The sequence below is a fragment of the Kitasatospora albolonga genome, from assembly GCF_039535905.1.
GTDB classification, from domain to species: Bacteria; Actinomycetota; Actinomycetes; order Streptomycetales; family Streptomycetaceae; genus Kitasatospora; species Kitasatospora albolonga.
In genome coordinates, this window is sequence record NZ_BAAAYB010000058.1 from 1 (window position 1) to 23,711 (window position 23,711).

Annotated in this window: 23 protein-coding genes and 1 pseudogene; 17 read left to right on the forward strand and 7 right to left on the reverse strand. The window is 72.4% G+C overall.

Annotation, left to right across the window (positions count from 1 at the left end; translation table 11 throughout):
- Positions 1 to 3,385 precede the first annotated feature (3,385 nt).
- Complete coding sequence (locus tag ABD946_RS13810) at positions 3,386 to 3,652, forward strand: hypothetical protein (protein ID WP_345283363.1); 267 nt, start codon at positions 3,386 to 3,388, stop codon at positions 3,650 to 3,652.
- Between the two features lie 157 nt (positions 3,653 to 3,809).
- On the opposite strand, the gene ABD946_RS13815 is transcribed toward ABD946_RS13810, so the two are convergent.
- Positions 3,810 to 4,394, reverse strand: a complete 585-nt coding sequence (locus tag ABD946_RS13815) for a TIGR03086 family metal-binding protein (RefSeq protein ID WP_345283365.1) — start codon at positions 4,392 to 4,394, stop codon at positions 3,810 to 3,812.
- A gap of 99 nt (positions 4,395 to 4,493) precedes the next feature.
- On the opposite strand from ABD946_RS13815, the gene ABD946_RS13820 reads away from it, so the two are divergent.
- Both ABD946_RS13820 and ABD946_RS13825 read left to right on the forward strand, forming a co-directional pair.
- Positions 4,494 to 5,522 carry a helix-turn-helix transcriptional regulator gene (locus tag ABD946_RS13820; protein WP_345283366.1) on the forward strand — a complete coding sequence of 343 codons (1,029 nt, stop codon included), beginning with the start codon at positions 4,494 to 4,496 and terminating at the stop codon, positions 5,520 to 5,522.
- A gap of 131 nt (positions 5,523 to 5,653) precedes the next feature.
- Positions 5,654 to 6,322, forward strand: coding sequence for a lysophospholipid acyltransferase family protein (locus tag ABD946_RS13825; RefSeq protein ID WP_345283368.1), 669 nt, complete (start codon positions 5,654 to 5,656; stop codon positions 6,320 to 6,322).
- Here the strand turns inward: ABD946_RS13825 and ABD946_RS13830 are convergent.
- Both ABD946_RS13830 and ABD946_RS13835 read right to left on the reverse strand, forming a co-directional pair.
- Positions 6,295 to 8,142, reverse strand: a complete 1,848-nt coding sequence (locus ABD946_RS13830; RefSeq protein ID WP_345283370.1) for an ABC transporter ATP-binding protein — start codon at positions 8,140 to 8,142, stop codon at positions 6,295 to 6,297. The two genes, ABD946_RS13825 and ABD946_RS13830, sit on opposite strands and share 28 nt — an antisense overlap.
- 121 nt (positions 8,143 to 8,263) lie before the next feature.
- Positions 8,264 to 9,037 (reverse strand): SDR family NAD(P)-dependent oxidoreductase, encoded by a 774-nt coding sequence (locus tag ABD946_RS13835; RefSeq protein WP_345283371.1) that lies wholly within the window; start codon positions 9,035 to 9,037, stop codon positions 8,264 to 8,266.
- A gap of 161 nt (positions 9,038 to 9,198) precedes the next feature.
- Here ABD946_RS13835 and ABD946_RS13840 point away from each other — a divergent pair, with 161 nt between their 5' ends.
- The 5 genes from ABD946_RS13840 (at position 9,199) to ABD946_RS13860 (ending at position 12,461) form a co-directional block, all read left to right on the forward strand.
- Positions 9,199 to 9,399 carry a hypothetical protein gene (locus tag ABD946_RS13840; protein ID WP_345283373.1) on the forward strand — a complete coding sequence of 67 codons (201 nt, stop codon included), beginning with the start codon at positions 9,199 to 9,201 and terminating at the stop codon, positions 9,397 to 9,399.
- A 258-nt stretch (positions 9,400 to 9,657) separates the two neighbouring features.
- Entirely contained in the window at positions 9,658 to 10,332 is a 675-nt protein-coding gene (locus tag ABD946_RS13845; RefSeq protein WP_345283375.1) for a hypothetical protein, read from the forward strand.
- Positions 10,329 to 11,240, forward strand: coding sequence for a DUF6895 family protein (locus ABD946_RS13850; RefSeq protein WP_345283377.1), 912 nt, complete (start codon positions 10,329 to 10,331; stop codon positions 11,238 to 11,240). Before ABD946_RS13845 ends, ABD946_RS13850 begins: the two co-directional genes overlap by 4 nt.
- A gap of 12 nt (positions 11,241 to 11,252) precedes the next feature.
- Positions 11,253 to 11,894, forward strand: a complete 642-nt coding sequence (locus tag ABD946_RS13855) for a hypothetical protein (RefSeq protein ID WP_345283379.1) — start codon at positions 11,253 to 11,255, stop codon at positions 11,892 to 11,894.
- 135 nt (positions 11,895 to 12,029) lie between these two features.
- Positions 12,030 to 12,461 (forward strand): hypothetical protein, encoded by a 432-nt coding sequence (locus ABD946_RS13860; protein ID WP_345283381.1) that lies wholly within the window; start codon positions 12,030 to 12,032, stop codon positions 12,459 to 12,461.
- 86 nt (positions 12,462 to 12,547) lie between these two features.
- Here ABD946_RS13860 and ABD946_RS13865 read toward each other — a convergent pair whose 3' ends face one another.
- Genes ABD946_RS13865 through ABD946_RS13875 form a run of 3 tightly spaced genes read right to left on the reverse strand, consistent with a single transcriptional unit; the run spans position 12,548 to position 15,971 of the window.
- A complete protein-coding gene (locus tag ABD946_RS13865; RefSeq protein ID WP_345283383.1) occupies positions 12,548 to 13,429 on the reverse strand; it encodes an SDR family oxidoreductase in 882 nt (293 codons plus the stop codon).
- A complete protein-coding gene (locus ABD946_RS13870) occupies positions 13,426 to 14,394 on the reverse strand; it encodes an alpha/beta fold hydrolase (RefSeq protein ID WP_345283385.1) in 969 nt (322 codons plus the stop codon). The genes ABD946_RS13865 and ABD946_RS13870 overlap by 4 nt, the downstream gene beginning before the upstream one ends.
- Positions 14,391 to 15,971 (reverse strand): flavin-containing monooxygenase, encoded by a 1,581-nt coding sequence (locus ABD946_RS13875; protein WP_345283386.1) that lies wholly within the window; start codon positions 15,969 to 15,971, stop codon positions 14,391 to 14,393. Before ABD946_RS13875 ends, ABD946_RS13870 begins: the two co-directional genes overlap by 4 nt.
- 178 nt (positions 15,972 to 16,149) lie before the next feature.
- Between ABD946_RS13875 and ABD946_RS13880 the strand changes: the two genes are divergently transcribed.
- Positions 16,150 to 16,893: a MerR family transcriptional regulator gene (locus ABD946_RS13880; protein WP_345283388.1), complete on the forward strand. Its 744-nt coding sequence runs from the start codon at positions 16,150 to 16,152 to the stop codon at positions 16,891 to 16,893.
- A gap of 267 nt (positions 16,894 to 17,160) precedes the next feature.
- Positions 17,161 to 18,357 carry an MFS transporter gene (locus tag ABD946_RS13885; RefSeq protein ID WP_345283390.1) on the forward strand — a complete coding sequence of 399 codons (1,197 nt, stop codon included), beginning with the start codon at positions 17,161 to 17,163 and terminating at the stop codon, positions 18,355 to 18,357.
- A 303-nt stretch (positions 18,358 to 18,660) separates the two neighbouring features.
- Here ABD946_RS13885 and ABD946_RS13890 read toward each other — a convergent pair whose 3' ends face one another.
- On the reverse strand, positions 18,661 to 19,440 hold the full coding sequence (locus tag ABD946_RS13890; protein WP_345283392.1) for a (2Fe-2S)-binding protein: 780 nt from the start codon (positions 19,438 to 19,440) through the stop codon (positions 18,661 to 18,663).
- A 187-nt stretch (positions 19,441 to 19,627) separates the two neighbouring features.
- On the opposite strand from ABD946_RS13890, the gene ABD946_RS13895 reads away from it, so the two are divergent.
- The 7 genes and pseudogenes from ABD946_RS13895 to ABD946_RS13925 all read left to right on the forward strand — a co-directional run bounded on the left by ABD946_RS13895 (position 19,628) and on the right by ABD946_RS13925 (position 23,542).
- On the forward strand, positions 19,628 to 20,587 hold the full coding sequence (locus ABD946_RS13895) for a FecCD family ABC transporter permease (RefSeq protein WP_345283399.1): 960 nt from the start codon (positions 19,628 to 19,630) through the stop codon (positions 20,585 to 20,587).
- Complete coding sequence (locus ABD946_RS13900) at positions 20,587 to 21,642, forward strand: FecCD family ABC transporter permease (protein ID WP_345283393.1); 1,056 nt, start codon at positions 20,587 to 20,589, stop codon at positions 21,640 to 21,642. The genes ABD946_RS13895 and ABD946_RS13900 overlap by 1 nt, the downstream gene beginning before the upstream one ends.
- Positions 21,639 to 22,307, forward strand: a complete 669-nt coding sequence (locus tag ABD946_RS13905) for an ABC transporter ATP-binding protein (protein ID WP_345283394.1) — start codon at positions 21,639 to 21,641, stop codon at positions 22,305 to 22,307. Before ABD946_RS13900 ends, ABD946_RS13905 begins: the two co-directional genes overlap by 4 nt.
- Entirely contained in the window at positions 22,307 to 22,453 is a 147-nt protein-coding gene (locus tag ABD946_RS13910; protein ID WP_345283395.1) for a hypothetical protein, read from the forward strand. The genes ABD946_RS13905 and ABD946_RS13910 overlap by 1 nt, the downstream gene beginning before the upstream one ends.
- A gap of 477 nt (positions 22,454 to 22,930) precedes the next feature.
- Positions 22,931 to 23,020: pseudogene (locus tag ABD946_RS13915) on the forward strand (hypothetical protein); the annotation flags it as partial.
- A gap of 151 nt (positions 23,021 to 23,171) precedes the next feature.
- Positions 23,172 to 23,414 carry an ABC transporter substrate-binding protein gene (locus ABD946_RS13920; protein ID WP_345283396.1) on the forward strand — a complete coding sequence of 81 codons (243 nt, stop codon included), beginning with the start codon at positions 23,172 to 23,174 and terminating at the stop codon, positions 23,412 to 23,414.
- Positions 23,415 to 23,419: 5 nt separating this feature from the next.
- Positions 23,420 to 23,542 (forward strand): hypothetical protein, encoded by a 123-nt coding sequence (locus ABD946_RS13925; RefSeq protein ID WP_345283397.1) that lies wholly within the window; start codon positions 23,420 to 23,422, stop codon positions 23,540 to 23,542.
- Positions 23,543 to 23,711 lie beyond the last annotated feature (169 nt).

The following is a 23,711-nucleotide window of genomic DNA, read 5'->3' on the forward strand; positions in this document are numbered from 1 at the left end:
GGTCTGCCGGGTCGTCCGGGGCGGGCGCGTCAGACCCTGCTGCCGAACAGGAAGTCCGCTCTGAGCCGCCGCAGCGGCGCGAGCCAAGCCCAACCCACCCCGCGTGCTGTCCGCTACGCCGTCACATCTGGCGGCCGCGTAATGGGCGCTGACTGCCATCGGTGGCGATCAGCCCTCCATTGATGTAATGGCCGAGCCGCCTCAAGGCCCGCGGTGTTCCTACCAGCACGAGATCCGCCCCGGAGTCTGCGAGCGCACAACCAGCGAGAAGATGGCGGTTCCCTGAAGCGGCGGACGGCCCCCCCTAGTTCCGGACGCCGAATTACCGCACGGAATCCGCCATTGGTGTCACACGGGGTCGGCGCCCTCCCACTTGAACCATGTGTTCCACTCAGTCCTCCACTCCCTACGATGGCGCCAGGGCCGTGAGGCGAAGACTATCCCGAGATGACGCGAGTCCGCCGCAACCGTCCGGTTATCTCGCCACCGTATCGCTGCGCGGCGAAACATGACCCGCCGCACCAGGATCCGGTCAGCACGAATCGATTCAACGAGTGCGCATGCGTAAACCGCGAGCAGGCCAAGGGGTACAATGAAGGACAGATTAGGAATAGGGAACACCGAGGGACTAGAGTATAATCGAGGCATCGCCAACGACCCCAAGTCCGGAGATTGGTACACGAGGCCCAGGTAAAGCTGCAGAGCACCAGAACCAACGGCACCAGGGCGCGTGTCCCTGCCGCCCTCAATCTCCACCTCTGCCCGACTCGCCGGATCTAGCCTGTCCGACCATGACTTGATTAGTCTCCGACGGTGACCATGCGAGTGGCCGCCCAATCCTGTTTGCGTATACCCAACGGGAGGCAAACTCACACGAAAGAGTCCTCCACCCAGTGGAGCAGCAGTGACATCAACGGGGCCACAAAACCAGAATACAAATGATACCAAGGAATGGATTAACCAATCCAGCAAGCGAATGAGCGCTACGACGACCGTCGGTAACCTCCCCCAAAACTGGGCCGCCTGGTACCCCTAAGGCCACATGACCGGACCCGCCAAGACATCTACACGCACCAATCCCATATCGACCTCGACAGCCAACGCCAGGCCGAATCCACACCGGCTCAGGCCCAGGCCACGGACGAGTGTGTGACCGCGCCCGGCGGACCCCCAGGGCCAGCCGGGGCGGCCGGGGCGGACGCTCTCCCGGGCCCAGCACAACTGGAGGCAGGGGCCACCAGCGCGACTCAGGCCGAAGCCGCTCGGCGAAGGCCCGCGTAGCTCAACCGGCGGGCCAACCCCACGGGACCGCCAGCAACGCCTCGGGAGCCCCAGCGGCCCACGGCGGTGAGCTGGAACGAACCACCGGCGAGGCAGCGGCCGGACCATCATGGCCGGCCAGCGGCATGACAGAGCGCCCACCGGGCGTCACCGTCCACTATCGGATGTCCACCAGCGCGACCGGCCGCCCCGCCAGCGCCATTGCCGTTACTGGCGCATTATGCTAGCACGCCGTACGCCGGAGCCGAGCAGGGCGGCGTGAGGACCGCGGACATTTATATGCCAGGTCGAACCAGTGGTGCCGGTGTGAGAACCCAGGGCTACGACCACCCCACAACGAGATGTGTCCACCAGACAGCACCGGCCAAGCCAGGTAACCGCCGCGCCGAGCGCCAGCAGCAGCCACCTCAGGCCTCTGATAATGACGGATACCCCCGAGGCCTGACACCATCGCAACCCTCTACTATGTCATATCGCCCTCTCAGAGAGTAAACGTACCAACTTTAGGTGCGTCAATACCTAAATGTATATCAGAAGTCACTCGCAAGCAGTACGACAGCGCACTGAAAAACCTAACAAGCAAATATTCTTCCGACGCCGATAAGTGACGGGCCCACGCCTCACGGTCGAATGAATTACGAAGAACAGCTGAACGTGGCAGCCGCTGACACAACCAAACTGAACCTATCCGACAAACAAGGTCTGAGAGCCGACCCGGGCCGGCAAGCGTCTCGACGCTTGCAGGCGGCCCGGCTCGTCATCACCTTCACGATGCGACGGTGGAACGCACCAGGCAAATATCGAGCGTGTCGGCTCGTTATAAGGGTCGGCCCGTGATCAAGAGCCACAACACCAAGTGAAAGTGCTCCGGTGCCCGCGCCAGTAGAAGACAAGCGCCGCGCGTGCACCGGCGGATCGCAGAACTTAAACTTACTGGAGGCGCCCCCCCGCACGTCTCCCGAGGGTGTGATGTCAGTACGAGTGCGCGGGCCAAGAACCCAGGGACGGCAAACACGCCACTCACGGCCAAGCCGACCCACATCTAGGCGAAGTGAGTTGAATAACCAAATGGCGTGAAGCCCCATTCATGTGGCAAGCGACGATCGTGGCTAGGCCACGCTAGGAGCAGGACGTGGAGCGCTTCCTCCCCATACAAGTGCGCACATGGGATCATGGAAGTCAGAGATACGACGGCCCGCAGGGACGGCCGAGGCTCGAGGTCATCGCGGTGGACGGACACCATTCCCAGACGGCTCGCGGCCGCCCTGCCCCTGGACTCCCGCACGCCCAGACCCGCGACTCCGCCTTCAAGGTGCTGCACAACCCTGACACGGAGAACCAGGGGCCTGAGGCACGGCGCCGGAATCTACTCTTTGCGCGGTTCCCAATGGCCGACGGTCACTCGGGACCTAACGTCTGGTTACCGTGACCACGACACAGACTGAGAGCTGGGGTGCCCGAGAGCCACGATGGAACCGCACTGCCTCGCGGACTAGGCTGGCAAGTCTGAGTCCTGAGGGCGCACCGCCGCCGCCCTGAAACGGACTACCCACACGCAGCCCCCTACCCACCTTCTACCCCACCCGAATTCCGTCCACGTCTACACCACCGGACGGCAGCTGACCAAGAGCAGCCAATCCCTGGAGCAACGTACTTGCGTTTCGCAACGGGGCCCCCGGCTGGACGCTCGGGCCTGCAGGGAGGAGCGAGCCACACCACCCGCGCTCTCCAGAGCGCTGCATGCCCCGGTTAGGAACAACGAGCAGGTTCCTTCCGGTTGGGAGAACCGTTGACAGTTCTATCGGGCTGGAAGCGCCGTTGTGATCCGGACACTTGTCACCGAGGATAGATCGGCATTACGGCGGCGCGATGAGGTTGCATTGTATCCGTACGAAGGGACCCATACTCCCAGCACTAGCCGGAACTGGCATCTGGACCGCGTGAATTATCGGAGCGCGTGCGCCCCCTGCAGTGCGACCGACACACGATCCAGCCGCGACGGCCTCACGCACCCAAAGTTGACATTACAGCGCGCGACGCCTTCGCCCAGTACGACGCGATCTTCGCGACGCTGGACCGCCCGGCCAACGACCCGGGGCCCGCGATGCGGCAGCTGGTCTTCGACCGGACGGTCCGTCAGGCCCTCACCGTCTACGACACCCCCGGGCTGGTCCCCACCGAGCTCCGGCCCGACTTCTTCGCCCGGATCGCCGCCCACTTCGCCCGCCACCGCCCGGCCGGCTACCGCTTCCCCGGCGGCATCCGCGGCATCCAGTACCGCCTCGCCGCCCGCAACTCCCGGATCGCCTACAACGAGCTCCGCCGCGGCGGCACCCTCCCGGGCAGGCTCCGCAAGGCGATCAAGCGGTAGGCCGGCACGAGGAAAGTGGTCACCCCGGGGGCGCGAGGAACTGCGCGAGTACGGAAGGCGGCCCAGTGCTAGATCGGGGCACGTCAGCCAGTTGCACGTGCTGCCGTTCCCCCGCGCGCAGTTCCTCGCGCCCCTGCGGGGCGCAATCACCTGCCCCTCACCGGACGTCGCGCCCGAGCCAGGCGGCGAGCTGGGCCGTCGGGTCGGCGTCGGCCGGGGCGGGGCGGACGGGCCCGAAGGGGACGGTGGCGTCGCGGCCGTCCGCCGGGAGGACCTGGCGGGCGACGGCGAGGGCTCCGAGGGCGAGCTCCTCGTCGAACTGGGCGGCGGGGTCGACCACCTGGGCGATGTCCCAGGTGTGGGTGACGGCCTCCATCACGTAGCCGCCCAGCGCGAAGCGGCCCGGCATGGTGCCCCACGGCACGGAGGACGGGCGGTCGAGCTTGGCGTCCTCGGCCCAGGCGGCCGCCGCCCGCTCCCGCGCCCGTCCGAGCGCCTGTGCCCACTCCCCGTCACCGACCTCGCCCACCGAGGCGGCGACGTCCAGGCTCAACCCGCCCTCCCCCACGTAGGCGATCCGGTGGACGCCGCCCACGGTGTGGCCGAGCAGCGCACGCAGGTCGAACCCGTCGCACGGGGTCGGCCGCTCCAGCTGCTCGGGGGTGACCAGGAGCAGCAGCTTCTCCAGCTGTTCGAGGGCGCGCAGGTAGTCGGGACGGGGGTCGAAGGCGTTGGTGTCCATGGTGATCGGACCTCTCGGGTTCCAGTGGTTCCTCGGGCTGACGGAGCGCACTCTGCCGCCATTACCTGCCATCCACTGTCAGGTTTTACGCTGATCCCCGTGCGAGCCGACCGTCTGCTGTCGATCATGTTGCTGCTCCAGACCCGCGGGCTGGTGCCGGCCTCCGAGCTGGCCGAGCGCCTGGAGGTCTCCGTCCGCACGGTGTACCGGGACGTGGAGGCGCTCTCCGCCGCCGGGGTGCCGGTCTTCGCCGAGCGCGGGCGCAACGGGGGGATCCGCCTCCTGCCGGGCTACCGCACCGACGTCACGGGCCTGACCGCGGACGAGGCGCGGGCCCTGTTCGTGCTGGCGACGGACGGCACGCACGACGCGCTGGGCCTGGGCGGGGCGATCGGTCCGGCACTGCGCAAGGTGATGGCGGCGCTCCCCGCGCCGCACCGGCCGGAGGCGGAGCGGATCAGCGAGCGGATCCTGGTCGACCCGGCGCGCTGGGCCAAGGGTCCGGCCGCGCCCGGCCCGGCCGACCTGGGCGAGCTCCAGCGGGCGGTCTTCGAGGACAGCCGCCTGGAGCTCGACTACCGCCACGGCAGGGCGACGGGGCCGAGCGCGTACACCGTGGATCCGTACGGCCTGGTGAGCAAGGCGGGCGTCTGGTACCTGGTGGCGGACCTGGACGGGGAGCCGCGGCTGTTCCGCGCCGACCGGGTGCTGCGGGCCCGGAGCACCGGGGTGCCGGTGCGGCGGCGGGACGGGGCGGGGCTGGCCGAGGTGTGGGGCGGGTTGCGGGCGAGGGTGGAGCGGCAGCGGGACGACGTACGGGTGCGGGCCCGGGTGCACCGGCGGCGGCTGGACCTGCTGCTGCGGATCCACGCCTCCTCACTGCTCGGCCCGCCGGTGGCGGACGGTCCGTCACACGTGCTGGCGGAGTTCGGTTTCGGGGCGCTCGAGGAGGCCAGGACGCTGCTGCCGTTCGGCACCGACGTGGAGGTGCTGACGCCGCCGGAGGCCCGCCGGCTGCTGGCCCGGGCGGCGGCCGACACCCTGCGGATGTACTCCGCTGCGCAGGGCGAGGGCGACGATCCGTCAGAAGAGCACCCCAACACGGACATTCCGCACCGCCCGGCGTGACGTGGATCGCACCGTCCACGGAGCGGAGCAGTGGACGGACGGCCGGGTCGATGACGTAACCTGCGGACTGGCCTCGTCCGAAGTTACCGGGCGGGAACTTAGTGCGACCACCGGCCGGCCAGGGAGACCAGATGATCAACCTCATCACCAAGCTCGTGCTCAAGCCCCTGGCGAAGGCGGTCTACCGCCCCGTCATCGAGGGGCTGGAGAACGTGCCGCGCGGTGGTGGAGTGATCCTGGCCAGCAACCACCTGTCCTTCGTCGACAGCGTGGTGATCCCGCTGACCGCGCCGCGCCAGGTGTTCTTCCTGGCCAAGGCCGAGTACTTCACCGGCACCGGCCTCAAGGGCGCGCTCTCGAAGGCCTTCTTCACCGCGATCAACGCGGTGCCGGTCGAGCGCGGCACCTACCGCTCGGCCCAGGCCTCGCTGGAGTCGGCGCTGGAGATCCTGAACGACGGCAAGGCCTTCGGCATCTACCCCGAGGGCACCCGCTCGCTGGACGGCCGGCTCTACCGCGGCAAGACCGGGGTGGCCTGGCTGGCGCTGACCGCCGGGGTGCCGGTGGTGCCGGTGGCGCTGGAGGGCCCGCAGGAGATCCTGCCGGTCGGAAAGCGCGTTCCGCGCCTGAAGAAGGTCACCGTCCGCTTCGGCGAGCCGCTGCACTTCGACGAGCTGCACGGCCAGGCCCGCTCGGCCCGGGCCCGCCGCGAGGTCACCGACCGGGTGATGGCGGCGATCCACGAGCTCTCCGGCCAGGAGCTGGCCGAGGTCTACAACGAGCGCCCGATGGCGGCCTGACGCTCCGTCTCCCCCTCGACCCCGGCCGGCAGCTCGCGGCGCAGCAGCGCCGCGTACCGCCCGTCCAGCGCGAGCAGCTCCTCGTGGGTGCCCAGCTCGGCCACCCGTCCGCCGTCCAGCACCGCGATCTGGTCCGCCCGGCGGACGGTGGAGAGCCGGTGCGCGATGGTGATGGTGGTCCGGCCCTCGGAGAGGGCGTCCACGGCCTGCTGGACGGCCCGTTCGGTCTGGTTGTCCAGCGCGCTGGTGGCCTCGTCCAGGATCAGCACCGGCGGGTTGCGCAGCACGGTGCGGGCGATCGCCAGCCGCTGCTTCTCGCCGCCGGAGAAGCGGTAGCCGCGCTCGCCGACCACGGTGTCGTAGCCCTGCGGCAGGGCGGCGATCAGCTCGTGGATCTGGGCGGCCCGGGCGGCCTCCTCCAGCTCCTCGTCGGTGGCCCCCGGCTTGGCGAAGCGCAGGTTGTCCGCCACCGAGGCGTGGAACAGGTAGGTCTCCTGGGAGACCACGCCGACCGCCCCGGCCAGGGTGTCGAAGGCCAGCTCCCGCACGTCGGTGCCGTCCAGCGTCACCCGACCCCCCGTCACGTCGTAGAGCCGGGGCACCAGGTAGCTGAGGGTGGTCTTGCCGGAGCCGGTCTCGCCGACCACGGCCAGCGAGCCGCCGGCCGGGACCTTGAGGTCGATGCCGGTCAGCGTGGGCCGCTCCTGCTCGGGGTGGTAGCGGAACTCCACGCCCTCGAAGACCACGTCGCCGCGGACGGCCGCCGGGCGGACCGGCTCGGCCGGCTCGGCGATCTCCACCGGCAGGTCCAGGTACTCGAAGATCCGCTGGAACAGCGCCAGCGAGGTCTGCACCTGCACGCCGGTGGAGAGCAGGCTGACGGTGGGCCGCAGCAGCCCCTGCTGGAGCGAGACGAAGGCGACCAGGGTGCCGATCGAGACGAACGGCGCGCCGCCCGCCACCGCCATCCCGGCGGCCCAGTAGATGACGGCCGGCATGGCGGCCATCACGATCCCGATGGTGGCCATCCGCCACCGCCCGGCCATCGAGGTGCGCACCTCCAGGTCGGCCAGGTCGGCGGACTGCCGGTCGAAGTCGTCGGAGAGCGAGCCGGAGCGGCCCATGGTGCGGCCGAGCAGGATGCCGCTGACGGACAGCGACTCCTGGACGGCCGAGCTCATCGCGGCCAGCTGCTTCTGCCGCTGGGTGGTCATCCTCTTGCGCTCGTTGCCGACCCGGCGGCTGATCCAGACGAAGACCGGGAGCAGCAGCAGCGAGACCACGGTGAGCCGCCAGTCCAGCGCGACCATGGCGACCACGCTGGCCACCACACCGGTCAGGTTGGAGACCAGGGAGGTGGCGGTGGAGGTGACGGTGGACTGCATGCCGCCGATGTCGTTGGCGATCCGGGACTGCACCTCACCGGTGCGGGTGCGGGTGTAGAAGGCCAGCGACATCCGCTGGAGGTGCCGGTAGACGGCCGTGCGCAGGTCGTGCATGACGTGCTGGCCGACGGTGGTGGAGATCAGCGTCTGCAGCACCCCGAAGACCGAACTGACCACGGCGGTCGCGACCATGCCGAGCGCCAGCAGGGTGAGCAGCCCGGTGCGGCCCTGCGGAATGGCGGTGTCCAGCACCGCGCGGAGCAGGAACGGCGTCACCACCGAGACCACGGCGGACGCCGCCACCAGCAGCCCGACCAGCAGCAGCCGCCACCGGTAGGGGCGGAACAGGGCCAGGATCCGGCGCCACTGCGCCGGTGGGCGCGGTTCGTCCTTCTCCCTGGCGGGCGGTGTCCAGTCGACCGAGTCGGGCCGCACGGGCGTCCTCCATGAGCCGGGTACGCGGGCAGGGGGTGTCCCGCCCGCGTACCGAGCATAGCTCATAGTTAGGCGCGCTAATAATGAGTTGCGATCCTGATCTGCCGTCAGGTCCCGGGGCTCAGTCGGTGCGGTACGTCCGGGCCGCCTTGGAGGACAGGCCGCCCAGGCCGCCGCTCGGCAGCAGCCGGGCGATCGCCACCACAGCCTTGTACCGCTTGCCCGGCACCGAGAGCGAGCGCCCGCGCGCCAGGTCGGCCAGCGCCTCGTCCACCACCCGCTCCGCCGAGAGCCAGCCCCAGCCCGGCACGTTCTTGGTGCCCATCCCGGCCCGCTGGTGGAACTCGGTCCGGGTGAAGCCCGGCGCCAGCGCCATCATCCGCACGCCCGTGCCGCCCAGGTCCCGGGCGATGCCCTGGGTGAACGAGACCACCCACGCCTTGGTCGCCCCGTACGTGCCGCGCGGCAGGAAGGCCGCCACCGAGGCCACGTTCACCACGGCGCCGAACCCGCGCTCGCGCATCCCCGGGATCGCGGCCGAGGTGGTCCGCAGGATCGCCTCGACGTGCACCTTGAGCATGTCGAGCTCCTGCTCCAGCGGCACCGTCAGGTACGCCCCGCGGTTCCCGAAGCCGGCGTTGTTGATCAGGATGTCCACCGGCTTCACGGTGGCCCGCAGCCGGTCCTCGACGGCGGTGATGCCCTCGTCGGTGGCCAGGTCGGCCGGGAGCACCTCGACCTCGACCCCGTACGTCTTGGTCAGCTCGGCGGCGGCGTCGGCCAGCCGCCGCACGTCACGGGCGACCAGCACCAGGTCGCGCCCGTCCTTGGCCAGACGGGTGGCGAAGGCAGCGCCGATGCCGGCGGTCGCGCCGGTGATGAGAACAGTCGTCATGGACCGACCGTACCCGGCGGTAATCACCCGTGCACCGGCGCGTCGCCGCCGATCTGACGGCACGTCCGGCGCGCCCCGGGCATTCCGGTCGATTCGTGCTCATAGCGTTGTCGGGTGCGGCGCCAACGTCGACGCCGCACCCGAACAACAGGAGACATCTGATGCCCACTCAGATCCGCACCGGGATAAGACCGGACGCCGGCCCGGCCGCACGTGCCGCGCTGGCCGCCCTGCTGGCCGAGGGCGAGACGACGCTCAGTGCCGCACCGGCCCACCGTCCCGAGGCCGCCGGCGCCCTCCTCCTCACCCCGAGGACCACCCCGGAACGGCGCCCGGTCAGACCCCCCGAGGAACGCGGCTGACCCCGTCCCCCTGGCGCCCGCCGTCCCACCGGGCCCAGGGGGACACTCTTCTCTTCGCGCCGGTCGGTCCACCTGCGGCGCGGGGAACGTACATGGTCACCCCGAGGGCGCGAGGAACTGCGCGAGTACGGAAGGCGGACCAGCGTGAGATCGGGGCACGTCAGCCAGTTGCACGTGCTGCCGTTCCCCCGCGCGCAGTTCCCCGCGCCCCCGGGGTGACCACCTTGCCCCGAAGCGACCACCTGCCAGGAGCCGTCCGTGCCGAGCACCGTCCTGCGGGACCAGTACACCGCCGCCGCCGAGCGCCTCGCCGACCGCGTCCTGGACGCCCTGAACGGCGCCGAGCGCCCCGTCACCCCGCCCCACCCCACCGACCCGGCCGAGCTCGCCGCGCTCCGCCTGCTCGGCCCGGACCTCTTCGCCCCCCAACTCCTCACCCGCACCGCCCCCGACCGCCGCACCGCCACCGCCCTCGCCGCCGCCCTCACCGTCTTCCCGCCCTCCACCGACCCCCTCACCACCGCGTGGCTCGACCACACCTCCGGCCTGCTCGCCGCCCGCCCCGTCCCCCAGCCCGACCGCACCCCCGACCCCGCCGACTCCTGGCAGCGCTGGTCGGCCCAACTCGCCCTGCTGGCACCGCTCGCACTGCCCGGCCTGGACGGCCCCGTCCACCGCTCCGTCCGCCGCGAACCCCTCGCGCTGGCCCGAGGCACCGTCCGCGCCGCGCTCCGCGGCGACCACCGCACCGGCCTGCGCCTGCTCCGCTGGTGCGCCTGGCTCGCCCACCTCCCCGGCCCCGGCCCGCTGCCGCCCGCCCTCCGACTGCCCCCGCTGCTCGCCGAACTCCGCCTCACCGGCGACGGAAGCAGCCGCACCACCCTCCAACTCACCCTCACCGAACGCCTGTTGGCCACCCGGGGCGTCCGATGACGGACCGACTCCTGCACGCCGCCCAGCAGCTCTCCTCCCGCGCCCTGCACTGGCTGCACCGGGCCCACCAACTCGGCCACGGCGCCTTCCCGCCCGACGCGACCGTCGACCCGTTCGCCCCCGACACCGCCTACACCCCGCTCGGCGAATCCGCCCTGGCCGCCTCGCTCGTCCTGCGGGACGGCGTCGCCGGGCGCCGCGACCAGGCGGCGGCGGGCGAGACCCTCGAGTTCTGCTGGCACCAGCTCCAGGGCGGGAACCTGCTCTACGAACGGCAGTTGCGCTTCCCCCGGGCGACCGACCCGCTGGAGGCCTACGCGCACTTCGCCCGAGTCGGGTACCGGCACCGGGAGTTGGACGAGCTGCTGCGCACCCTCACCACCCTGCGGGCCGCCGACGCCGTCGAACTCCTCCCCCACCACCGCCTCGCCGTGGCCAACGCCCGCCGCATCACCGGCCTCCCCCACCAGCGCACGGACTGGGCCGCCCTGGCCGCCGCCACCTGGCTCGGCGCCACCCCCGAACCCTGGACCATCGACTGGTCCACCGGCCACCACCTCGCCCAGACCGCCTTCCACCTCACCGACTGGGGCGCCGAACCGGAGCGGATGCCCGAGCCCCTCCGCACCTACCTCCACACCTGGCTCCCGGTCTGGGTCGACGTCTGGTTGGAGACCGGCCAGTGGGACCTGGTCACCATGCTCCTCGCCGCCGACGCCTGCACCGGCACCCCTGTCTGCGGCCTCGACCCCTGGGAGCGCCTCTGCGCCGCCCAACACCCCAACGGCCTCACCCCCCGCGACACCACCCCCGTCAGCCCCGACCCCTCCCAGGCCTTCCGCGACCACGAACGCACCGCCACCACCGCCGTCATCGCCGGCACCCTCACCCTCGCCCGCGCCCTCTGACCAGGAGGTCCCATGCCCTCCGACTTCCGGCAGATCTGCCGCTGGTTCATCGGCGAGCGCGAACCCGGTGTCCACTTCGAAGAGCCGGTGACCGACTTCGTCGAGATCGTCACCTTCACCGACGCCGACGAGATCGTCGCCGTCCTGGAGGAGGTCCTGGCCGAGGACTGGGGACGGCTGCCGGTCTGGGCCCGCAACCTCGCCTTCCGCCTCGCCGTGCTCCAACGCCCGCACGACGCCGACCTGCTGCACACCGCCGGCGCCGACCTCCGCTGCTGGGGTCCGACCTGGCACCACCTCGCCGACGAGATGATGCGCCGGGCCGGGGCGATGAAGGAAGAACAGGCACGGCAACGACAGGAGCCGAATCCGATGGCCAACCACGACACATGGGTCCGAACCCTGGGACGGGTGGCCGACCTGCGGGGCGACCCGGGCGCGCTCCCGTGCCCGGACTGCTCCCGGGACCGACTCGCCGTCAGGTACGTCGTCGACCCCGGCACTCGGATCGGCTACGGGCTCCTCTGGTGCGACGCCTGCCTGCACGGCATCTCGTTCTCCCGCCTCAGCGCCCCGGACGGCGCCGCCATCAGGTCGATCCACGACCCGGCAGCCACCGAAGGCGTCCCGGACTTCATCCGCCATGCACGCTGAGGCACCCACCGTCATCCACCGGCGAAACCTGCTGGTGGTGCGCCGACACTTCGACACCCACTGCCGGAACGACACAGCGACGGACATCAGGTCCGCCGGGACGGAACGGGGCAAGTGACGCACGAGGCGCAGCGCTTGGAAGAGTTCCTGGACGGGACCGCGGTGCGGCTCTCGCCCGACCGGACGGTCCGGCTCCGGGAGCTGTTGGAGTTCTGGGCGCAGGACGTCGCCCGTCTGGCCGCGGAGACCGAGGGGGCCGTGGAGGGCTCCGGGCGGTCGGGGCGGTGGAACGCGTACGACATGGCGGGGGCGCTGTACGTCCGGGACCGGGTGGAGCGGGAGATCGAGGCCGCTCCTGAGGAGTTGCGCGAGGCGCTGGCGCTGGCCGTCAGGGGGGCGGACGAGCGCTACCGCTCCTTCACGGAGGACGATCCGCGGATGCTCGTCGCGCGCAACGCCGGCGACAAGGTCGAGGACCAGGGCTGGTGGTGGAAGCGACTGCCGGTCGCCGGTCCGGTCCGGGACGACGCGCTCGAGTACGGCAGGTGGCTCGACACTGACGGGTAGCCCGTGAGGGTTGGCCGGACGGCAGGGGGACGCCCGAGGGGCGGCCCTCCCGCACGCAGCGGGAGGGCCGCCCCTCGGGCGTGGGGTCAGTGGGACGGGCGCGTGGTGTCGGCTTCGCCGCCGGCGCCGACGGGGCGGAGGCGGGTGGCGGCGGTGGCCTTGAGCTGGGGGGCGAGCTTGGCGACGTCGCGGGAGCCGACGGCGGCGATGAGGGTGGGGAGGGTCCAGCGGAGGGGCTGCATGGCGCGCAGCCAGGGCTGGGCGTAGACGTGGGCGGAGCGGCGGGCGATGCCGTCGACGATGCGGTCCACCGCCGGGGGCAGGGGGTAGGTCTTGTTGGCGGGCCAGGGGAGGCGGGCGCGCATCTGGCGCAGGACGTCGTCCTGGTCGGCGCCGCGGACCATGTCGGTGTCGGTCCAACTCAGGTACCCCACACCCACCTTGACGCCCTGGTGGGCGACCTCGGCGCGCAGCGAGTGGGCGAAGGCCTCGACGCCGGCCTTGGAGGCGCAGTAGGCCGCCATCAGCGGGGCGGGGGTCATGGCGGCCAGCGAGGCGATCTGGAGCAGGTAGCCGCGGCTCTCGGTGAGGGCGGGGAGGAAGGCCCGGGCGGTGGCGACGCTGCCGAGCAGATTGACCTCGATGACGCGGTCGAAGGTGCGCGGGTCGGAGTCCACCAGCGGGCCGCCGATGGCGATGCCGGCGTTAGCCATCACGGCGTCGATCCGGCCGTGGTGGGCGAGGATCTCGCCGGCCACCGTCTGCAGCCCGGCGAGGTCGGTGACGTCGGCCTCGTGCCAGGTGGCGGACGGACCGCAGAGAGAAGCGGCGGCCTTGAGCTCGGCGGGCTCCAGGCCGACCAGGGCGGGGCGGGCGCCGCGTTCGGCGAGCTTGCGGGCCGTCAGGGCGCCGACGCCGCGGGCGGCCCCGGTGACGACGACGACCTGACCGTTCAGCTGGGGGCTCATGAGGCGGCCTTCCTGGAGCGCGAGGGACGGGCGGCGGGCAGGCCGGCGGCGGGCAGGCCGGCGGCGGGCAGGTGCGCGGCGGCCAGGCGGCGGATCTCGTCGGCGACCTCGGCGGGCCGTTCGACCGGGGCCATGTGGCCGATCCGGGGCAGTTCGACCAGCCCGGCGGGGGCCGGCAGGGCGGAGAGCAGCCGGTGGGAGTGCACCGGCGGGGTGAGCCGGTCGTGGGTGCCGACCAGCACCGCGGTGGGGGCGGCGAGCTTGGCGACCTGGGCGTAGAGGTCGAGGGTGCCCAGCACCCGGGACCAGCGGTACCGGACGCCGGTCGGGCAGGCGTGCACCACCTCCGCCGTCGCGGCGACCCGGTCGGCGGTGGCGTCGGGGCCCATGGTGGCGTACTTCAGGGCGGCCCGGCTGACGGCGCTGGAGCGGCCGAGCGGCATCCGGGACTGCAGCAACTGCCGTCCCAGGAAGGAGCGGAGGGGCCGCGGCACGGCGGCGGGCACCACGTTCAGCTCGGCCAGCAGGTCGCCCGGCCCGGTGGAGCAGAGCAGGTTGGCGGCGGTGCGGGCGGCCACCTCACCGCGTTCGGCGGCGGCCATGATGGTCATGCCGCCCATGCTGTGGCCGGCGACCACGGCCTGGTGCCCGTCCGGGACCACCCGCAGCAGCACCGCCTCCAGGTCGTCGGCGAGCTTCGCGGTGGAGTACCCGGCGGCGGTGGGCGGGACGTCGCTGCGGCCGTGGCCGCGCTGGTCGTAGGCGACCACCCGGTGGTCGGCGGCGAGCCGCCGGATGACCGGGGCCCAGAAGAGGGTGGAGCAGGTCCAGCCGTGGGCCAGCACGACCAGCGGGGCGTCCTCGGGGCCGAAGGCGGCGGCGTGGATCCAGTGGCCGTCCTCGGAGCGGATCCGGTACTCCTCGGCGGGCACCGGCATCACGCAGTCGGGCGGAAGTGCGGTCATGCGAGGGCCTCCTGAGGGTCCGTCAGGGTGGTCACGGTGGCGGCGGGGCGGCGGACCACCTCGTACTCGGCGAGGTCGATCCGGCGGGTGGCGCGGCGGAAGGAGCTGGTGGAACCGGGCCAGAGCACGGTGTTCTTGCCGCTGCCGTCCAGGTACCAGCTGAGGCAGCCGCCGGTGGACCAGACGGTGCGGTCCATCTTGTGCTGGAGTTCGAGGTTCCACTGGCGCTGGGCCCGGGCGGTGGGCTGCAGGGCGCCGCCGCCGATCCGGTCCAGCGTGGTCAACGCGTCGATCAGGTAGTTCAGTTGGGACTCGATCATGAGGATCATCGAGCTGTTGCCGAGGCCGGTGTTGGGCCCGATGACGAAGAACAGGTTGGGGAAGCCGCGCACGGTGGAGCCGCGCAGCGCCTCCATGCCGTCCTTCCACTCCTCGGCCAGGCTGACCCCGTCCACGCCGAACACCCGCTGGGCGATGGGCATGTCGGTGACGTGGAAGCCGGTGCCGAAGACCACCGCGTCCACCTCGTGCTCGCTGCCGTCGGCGGCGACCAGGGTGGAGCCGCGCAGTTCGCGCAGGCCGCTGGCGACCACCTCGGTGTTGGCGGCGGCGAGCGCCGGGTAGTAGGTGTTGCTGAGCAGGATGCGCTTGCAGCCGATCCGGTAGTCCGGGGTCAGCTTGGCCCGCAGCTCGGGGTCCTGGATGCCCTGGTGGATGTTGCGCACGGCCAGCTGCTGGACCAGCTTGAGCAGGCCGGGCCGGCGGACGAAGGCGTCCACCTGGAGCTCGCGGAGTGCGAAGAGCAGGCCCCGGCGCAGCTTGCCGGTGGGCGGCAGGGCCGCGTGCAGCCACTTCTCGGCGGAGGAGATCTCGCGGTCGTTGCGCGGCAGGACCCAGGCGGGGGTGCGCTGGAAGACCGTCAGCTTGCCGACCTTCGGCTGGATGGCCGGGATGATCTGGGCGGCCGAGGCGCCGGTGCCGACGATGGCGACGCGCTTGCCGGTCAGGTCGAAGTCGTGGTCCCAGCGGGAGGAGTGGAAGACCTTGCCGGTGAAGTCCTTCAGGCCCGGCAGGTCGGGGATCTGCGGGTCGGCCAGCGGGCCGGCCGCGGAGACCACGGCGTCGGCGGTCCAGGTGCCGGCCGCGGTGGTGACCCGCCAGCGGTTCTGCTCCTGCTCCCAGCGCAGCTCCAGCACCTCGGCGTCGAAGCGCAGGTGCGGGCGCAGGCCGAAGGTGTCGGCGACGCGCTCCAGGTAGGCGCGGATGTCCGGCTGGAAGGAGAAGCTGCGCGGCCACTCGGGGTTGGGCGCGAAGGAGAAGGAGTAGAGGTGCGAGGGCACGTCGCAGGCGCAGCCGGGGTAGCTGTTGTCCCGCCAGGTGCCGCCGACCGCGGAGGCCCGCTCCAGGATCACGAAGTCGGTGATCCCGGCCCGGCGCAGCCGGACGCCGGCGCCGAGGCCGCCGAAGCCCGAGCCGACCACGGCGACCCGGACGTGCGGGACCCGCTCCGCGGTGGCCTCCGCGGGCTCCGGTGCCGGGGCGGGGACCTGCGAAGTGCGCTTGGGGCTGGCTGCCATGCGTCGGCCTCCTGTGGGGTGGGAGCGCTGGGGGCGGGCGTCTCCGCTCCATTAGAACCGCGCCAGTAATTGCTGGCGCGATTGGCAGGGTAGTCCTTGCTGACACTCAGTGGAAGAAGGCGGACGGTACCGGTTTTCCGTGGTCCCGCCGGCCCGCGCCGCGCCTATGCTGGGCGCCGTGGAGATCGAGCAGCGGCGCGGAGAGCGCGAGTACCGGGTCGAGGAGCTGGCCGGGGCGGCCGGGATCACCTCCCGCACGCTGCGGTTCTACCGGGAGCGCAAGCTGCTCCAGCCGCCCCGCCGGGAGGGCCGGATCGCCTGGTACGGGGAGCGGCACCTGGAGCGGCTGCGGGTGATCGGCGAACTGCTGGAGCGTGGCCACACCCTGGGCGGGATCGCCGAGTTGATCGGGGCCGGGGAGAGCGGGCAGGACGTGGCCGGGCTGATCGGGCTGCGGGACGCGATCACCGCGCCCTGGTCCGACGAGACCCCGGTCCACCTCAGCTGGGACGAGCTGCGGCACGCCTTCGGCGAGCAGCTGACCGAGACCACCACCGCCGAGTCGATCGCCCAGGGCTACGTCACGGTCGAGGAGGACGGCATCACCCACGTCAGCCGCCGGCTGATGGACGCCACCCGGGAACTGGTCGCCGAGGGCGTCCCGCTGGAGGCGGTGCTGGCGGTCAGCCGGAGGGCGCAGGAGTACGCGGACGCGATGGCGGAGGCGTTCACCTCGCTGATCCGCGATCAACTGCTCGGCTCGCTGGAGCACGTGGCGGAGCTGACGCCCGGTGAGGTGGACCGGCTGGCCGAGAAGGTGCAGCGGCTGCGGCCGCTGGCCCGCTCGGTGGCGGACGCCCAGTTCGGCCTCGCGATGGACCGCCGGGTGACGGCGGAGTACCGGGCGCTGATCGAATCCTGAGACGGCTTGCGCACCGGGACGGAGCCAACTTAGGGTTACCTAAGTAGTCCTGCCGGGCGGCCCGTGAGGGGTCGCGGCCCGTCCGGTTCGTAGGACGCCCCCTGTCACGGTCCGTCAGGGGGTGTCCTGCTTGGGTGATCGCACTGTTCCTTCACCCGACCCCCGTTGCCTAGGGTCGGGTCACGCACCCGCGGGATGACCACTCCTCAGGGCCGGTGGACGGGAGGCGGGCGCCCCGAGACCGGCCCGGACTCCCGGGGGGCTGGGATGGCCGCTGTCTTCTCCACGTTCGCGACCGCCGCACGGCTGACCGGCGGGCGGGTCCTGCTCTGGTCCGCGCTCGGCCGGCTGCCCAACGCGATGTGCCCGATCGGCGCCCTGCTGCTGGTCACCCACGACACCGGAAGCGTCTGGCGCGGCTCGGCCGCGACCGGCGTGCTGGCCCTCGGCCAGGCGGCCGGCGGCCCGCTGGTCGGCCGGCTGGCCGACCGGCACGGCCAGCGCCGGATCGGCCTGCCCGCCGCCCTCGTCAACGCGCTGGCGATCCTCGGCCTGGTGCTCGGCTCCCGGCTGGACGCCGCCTTCGCGCTGCAGCTCGCCGCCGCCACCCTGATCGGGCTCTCGGTGCCGCTGATCGGGCCGCTCTCGCGCAGCCGATGGATCCGACTGGCCGACGGCGACGGGGAGTTGACCTCGGCGACGCTCTCGCTGGACGGCACCGTGGACGAGATCAGCTTCACGGCCGGGCCGGCCGTGATCGGCCTGCTCGCCACCCTCATCGACCCGGCGGCGGGGCTGCTGGTCGCGGCCGGGCTGGTCGCGGTCTGCGGCACACTGTTCGCGCTCCACCCCACCGCGGCGCCCGGCCACGCGACCCAACAGCGGTCACCCGGGCGGCTGTTGAGCGTGCCGTACGCGCTGCTGCTGGGCGGGATGGGGCTGCTCGGCGCCTGCTTCGGCTCGGTCCAGGTCGGGGTCACCGCCTCCGCCGAGGCCTTCGGACACCCGGGGGCAGCCGGGCTGGTCTACGGCCTGATGGGCGGCACCAGCGCGGTGGCGGGCGTCATCACCGCAGGCCTGCCCTCCCGTTGGGACCTGCCGCTGCGACTGCGGGTGTCGGCGGGGCTGCTGCTCGCGGCGGCGCTGCCGCTGCTGCTGGTCTCCACGGTGACCGGCCTGGCCCTGGCGGTCGGCGGCCTCGGGCTGGCCATCGCCCCGCAGATGATCACGATGTTCGGCCTGGTCGAACGGACCGTCCCCACCGCCCGGCTGGGCGAGGCGATGGCCGCCCTGGTCAGCTCCATCACCCTGGCCCAGGCCGCCGGCACCCTGGCCGCCGGGCGCCTCGCGGAGTCCTACGGCTCCACCGCGCCCTTCACCCTGACGGCCTGCTTCGCCCTCGGCGCCCTGCTCCTCACCGCCACGACCGCCACCGCCGACCGCTACCGCCCCGCTGTCGCTTGACGCCGGACGACCCGGAAGGCAGCGACCTCAGGGGCGCGAGGAACTGCGCGAGTACGGAAGGCGGACCAGCGTGAGATCGGGGCAGACGAGCCAGTTGCACGTGTTGCCGTTCCCCTGCGCGCCCACGCCGCGGAGCGGCAGATCAGCAGAGCCTCGCGCCCCTGCGGGGCGCAGCCTGGCGCGGCCTGGTGCGGCCGGCCTCCGCCGCCCTCAGGAAGTGGCGGAGGCCGGACAGCACCACGGTAGGGAAACAACCGCGACCGGCACAGACCGCCTCGCGCTCTCCGTCAACTGCCGGACGGTTCAAGCCTCCAGACGGGGGACGCGTTCGGCGTCGGGGGTGCGGGGGCACGTCACGCAGGCGGTGGGCGGGCTGACGGCGTAGTAGAGGCAGCAGCCGAGGCGGGTCCGGGTGAGGTGGGTGCGGCCCTCGGTGCCGGGCAGGCGGCGGAAGTCGGCGCCGCCGGGGAAGGGGGCGGTGGAGCCGGGGAGGACGGCGGCGGCGGTGCGGGCGGCGTGCTCCTCCTGGCCGAGCATCCGGCCGAGGTACCAGATGCCGGAGACCAGGTCGTCCGTCACCATCCCCCACAGGGCGCGGTCCCCGCGCTTCACGTGCGGCCGGAAGGCCTCCAGCACGGGGGTGACGTGGGCGGCCACCGCGGCCCGGAGCCCGTCCTCGTCGCCGGGGGCGGAGCAGCCCGGACGGAGCGTCAGGTCCCCCGTCGCGGGGGAGATCCAGAGCTGCGACGGGTCGATCGCCGGGATCCGGCCGGTCAGGTACCAGGGGCCGGTGAAGAGCAGGCAGGCGGACCAGAGGTAGTGGTGCAGCAGGCGGGAGGCGGCCACGTGCGAGCGGGGGACGGCGCCGTGCTCCTCCGTGATCCGGGTCACCTCACCGGCGATCAGGTCCTCGATCCGAGAGGGGAGTTCGGAGACCGGGAGCCAGCCCTGACGGGCCGTCGGCCCGTCCTGGCCGGATTCGATGATCCGGACACGGAGCGTCCCGCAGACGTCGACCACCTCGCGCAGCACGTCGGCCAGCCGGGCGGCCTCGGAGGGCGCTGCGGGCACCACCTGGAGCATCGGATCTCCTAGATCGAATAAGGTGAGCCTCACCTTATAGACATCGGGGCGAGATGAGAAAGAGCCGAGCCCCGGCTTGACTCACTTAGGGCAAGCTAACCTAAGATCCTGACCTGTGCTCACCACCGACCAGCCGGAGTCCACAGCCCCGGCGCAGCGGACCTCCGCGGCCAGGCGATCCCTCGTCCTGCTCGTCGGTCTCGCCGCGCTCGTGCTGTGCACGGCGCTCAGCCTCGCCCTCGGGACGCGACCGATCCCGCTGGGCACCGTCCTTGACGCGCTGTCAGGGCGGCTCACCGGAGGCGACGCCGACGTGGTCACCGGCCTGCGGGTCCCCCGCACGGTGATCGGGCTCGCGGTCGGCGCCGCGCTCGGCGCGGCCGGGGCGGTCGCCCAGGGCGTCACCCGCAACCCGCTGGCCGCCCCCACCACCCTCGGGATCAACGCCGGCGCCAGCCTGGCCGTGGTGGTGGCCATCTTCACCCTGAAGCTCGGTCAGCCGGTCGAGTACGTCTGGTTCGCCCTCGCAGGTGCGGCCGGCGCCGCGGTGCTGGCCTACTCGATGGCCCGCCGCTCGGGCGACCTGGACCCCGTCCGGCTGGCCCTCGGCGGCACCGTGCTGACCGCCGTGCTCACCGCCTGGACCTCGGCCGTGATGCTGGCCAGCCGCCGCACCCTGGACGAGGCCCGGTTCTGGCTGGCCGGTTCGATCGGCGGCCGCAGCCTGGACGTGCTCTACCCGGTGCTGCCGCTGCTGCTGCTCGGCCTGGTGCTGGCCCTGCTGGTCTCCCCCGCGCTGAACGCACTGGCGCTCGGCGACGAGACGGCCCAGTCGCTGGGCGTCCCGGTGGCCCGGATCCGGGTGCTCGGCGGGCTCGCGGTGATCCTGCTGGCCGGTACCGCCGTCGCGGTGGCCGGGCCGGTGGCCTTCATCGGGCTGGCCGCACCCCACCTGCTCCGCCCCTTCCTCGGCAACGACCACCGCTGGCTGGTGCCCGGCTGCATGATCGGCGGCCCGGTGCTGCTGCTCGCCGCCGACGTGCTCGGCCGCCTGGTGGTGCGCCCCTCGGAGATCGAGGTCGGGATCGTCACGGCCTTCCTCGGCGCCCCGCTGCTGGCGGTCCTGGCCCGGAAGGCGGCCCGCTGATGACCAGCGTCCTCACCGCTCCCGCCACCTCCCCGCGCGGCGGCGCCCTCGCCCGGCAGCGCCGCCGCACCCTGCTGATCGGCCTGGCCCTGACGGCCGCTCTGGTGCTGCTCACCGGGCTGGCCCTGAGCACCGGTCAGGTGAAGCTCCCGCTGCTGGACGCGCTGCGCGCGCTGGTCGGTCTGGGCGACTCGGGCGACGTGCTGGTGGTGCAGGAGTTCCGTGCCCCCCGGGTGGTCTCCGCCCTGATCGCGGGCGCCGCGCTGGCGGTGGCCGGATCGCTGCTGCAGCGTCTGTTCCGCAATCCGCTGGCCTCGCCCGACGTGGTCGGCGTGACCGGCGGCGCCTCCTTCGGCGCGGTGCTGATGCTGGCGCTGGGCGCCTCGCAACTGCTCATCCCGCTGGCCGCGCTGGGCGGCGGCCTGCTGGCCGCGCTGCTGCTCGGCGGCTTCGCCTGGCGCTCGAAGATCGCCGTCACCCGGCTGGTCCTGGTCGGCCTGGCCGTGCAGTCCGGTCTCGCGGCCGCGGTCAACCTGATGATCGTCCGCTTCCCGGCCGAGCTGGCCTCCTCCGCGATGCAGTGGACCACCGGCTCGCTCTACGGGCGGAACTGGACCGAGATCCAGCTCTGCGGCTCCGCGATCGCCGTGCTCACCGTGCTGGCCTTCCTGCTGAACCGTCAGGTCGCGGTGCTGGACCTGGGCGACGACTCGGCCGGCGGCCTCGGGCTTGACCCGCACCGCACCCGGCTGGCCCTGCTGCTGCTCACCGTCACGCTGGCCTCGCTGGCCGCCGGGCTGACCGGCCCGGTCTCCTTCGTCGCCCTGGCGGTGCCGCACCTGGTCCGCTTCCTGGCCGGACCGCCCACCCCGGGCACCCTCGTCCTGACCGCGCTCACCGGCGCCCTGCTGCTGCTCGGCTCCGACTACGCGGTGCTCAACCTGCTGCCCGTCCACGGCCTGCCGGTCGGCGCCGTCACCGCGACCCTCGGTGCGCCCTGGCTGCTGGTCCTGATGATCCGCCAGGGGCGGCTGCCCCAGGGGAGGAACGCATGACCGTCAAGCCCGACCAGCTGGCCACCGCCGGTCTCCAGCTGCGCTACGGCGACCGCGTGATCGTCGACGGCCTGGACCTCACCCTGCCCGGCGGTGCGGTGACCGCGATCGTCGGCCCGAACGCCTGCGGCAAGTCCACCCTGCTGCGCGGCCTCACCCGGCTGCTGGCCCCGGCGGCCGGCACCGTCACCCTGGACGGCTCCGACATCCACCGGATGCCCGCCCGTGCGCTGGCCAAGCGGCTCGGCCTGCTGCCGCAGCAGCCCGTCACCCCCGAGGCGATCACCGTGGAGTCGCTGGTCCGGCTCGGGCCGGTACCCGCACCAGCGGATGCTCAGCCCCTGGTCGGCCGCCGACCAGGCCGCCGTCGAGGAGGCGCTGACCCGGACCGGGGACGGCGGAGCTGCGCGACCGGCCGGTGGACCAACTCTCGCGGGGGCCAGCGGCAGCGGGCCTGGATCGCGCTCGCGCTGGCCCAGGACACCGATCTGCTGCTGCTGGACGAGCCGACCACCTTCCTCGACCTGCGCCACCAGCTGGACGTGCTCGACCTGGTCGCCGACCTGCACGAGGAGGCCGGGCGCACCGTGGTGATGGTGCTGCACGACCTCGGCCAGGCGGCCCGGTACGCCGACCACCTGGTGGTGCTGAAGGACGTCACCTGATGGCCGCCGGGGCACCGGCCGAGGTGCTCACCGCCGAGCTGGTGGAGAGCGTCTTCCAGGTGCCCTGCCAGGTCGTCCCCGACCCCGAGACCGGCACCCCGCTGGTCGTCCCCCGCGCCAGGAGCCGCCGCCCGGCGCGCGTCTGACGCACCCCCACCCCCCGAACTCCCGGCCCGGGCTCCCCGCCGCGCCGCCGGTCGCCCCACCCTGCCCGAAACCTCTCACAGCAAGGAACCCGTCATGCGCAGAACCCCCGCCGTCCTCCTGGGCCGCCGCCCTCACCGTCTCGCTCGCCGCCTGCGGCTCCAGCGCCACGTCGGGCGACGCCAAGCCGGCCGCCGAGGGCTCGAAGGCCGCCGACGCCGCGGTCTTCCCGCGCAGCGTCAAGCACGCCATGGGCACCGCCGAGATCAAGACCCAGCCCAAGAAGGTCGTGGTGCTGGACAGCGGCGAGCTGGACGACGTGGTCCTGCTGGGGCATCACCCCGGTCGGCGCGGTCGCCCCGCACCTGAAGACCGAGGGCGGCTTCCCGGCCTACCTGTCCGGCAAGGTCACCGGCACCAAGGACGTCGGCCCGAGCGCCGAGCCCAACCTGGAGCTGATCGCCTCCCTCAAGCCCGACCTGATCCTCTCCTCGAAGGTCCGGCACGAGAAGGTCTACGACAAGCTCAACGCCATCGCCCCGACCGTGTTCGCCGAGACCACGGGCTTCCCGTGGAAGGAGAACCTGGCCCTCTACGCCCAGGCCCTGGGGCAAGGAGGCCGAGGCCAAGCAGAAGCTCTCCGACTACGAGGCCAAGGCCAAGAAGCTCGGCGAGGAGATCAAGGCCATAGAACGGGCCGGCACCGCCCCGACCGCCTCGGTGGTCCGCTTCGTGCCGGCCCCGACCCGCCTCTACGCCAAGTCCTCCTACTCCGGCACCGTGCTGAAGGACATCGGCCTGAACCGCCCGGCGGCGCAGGACGTGGACAAGAACATCCTGGACATCTCCACCGAGCAGATCAGCCAGGCCGACGCCGACCTGGTCTTCGTCACCGTCGCCACCGACCCGAGCAAGACCAAGCAGGCCGAGCACCCAGGCCAACCCCGGTCTGGCAGGGCCTGAACGCGGTGAAGAACAACAAGGTCTTCAACGTGCCGGACGAGACCTGGATGTCGGGCATCGGCGTGCTGGCCGCGGAGCAGATGCTCGGCGACATCGCCAAGGCCGCCGGCGTCGAGGCGCCCAAGTAGTCACCCCCACCCGGCCGTTCGGGGAGGCGTGCCCACACCACGCCTCCCCCGGCCACCCCCTCACCCCGAAGAGGACCTTCCGGCATGCGGATGTACCTGCTCGCGCTCAACCCCACCGACTCCGTCACCCAGGGATTCTGCCCGCCGCGGCGAGACTGGGCTGACGGTC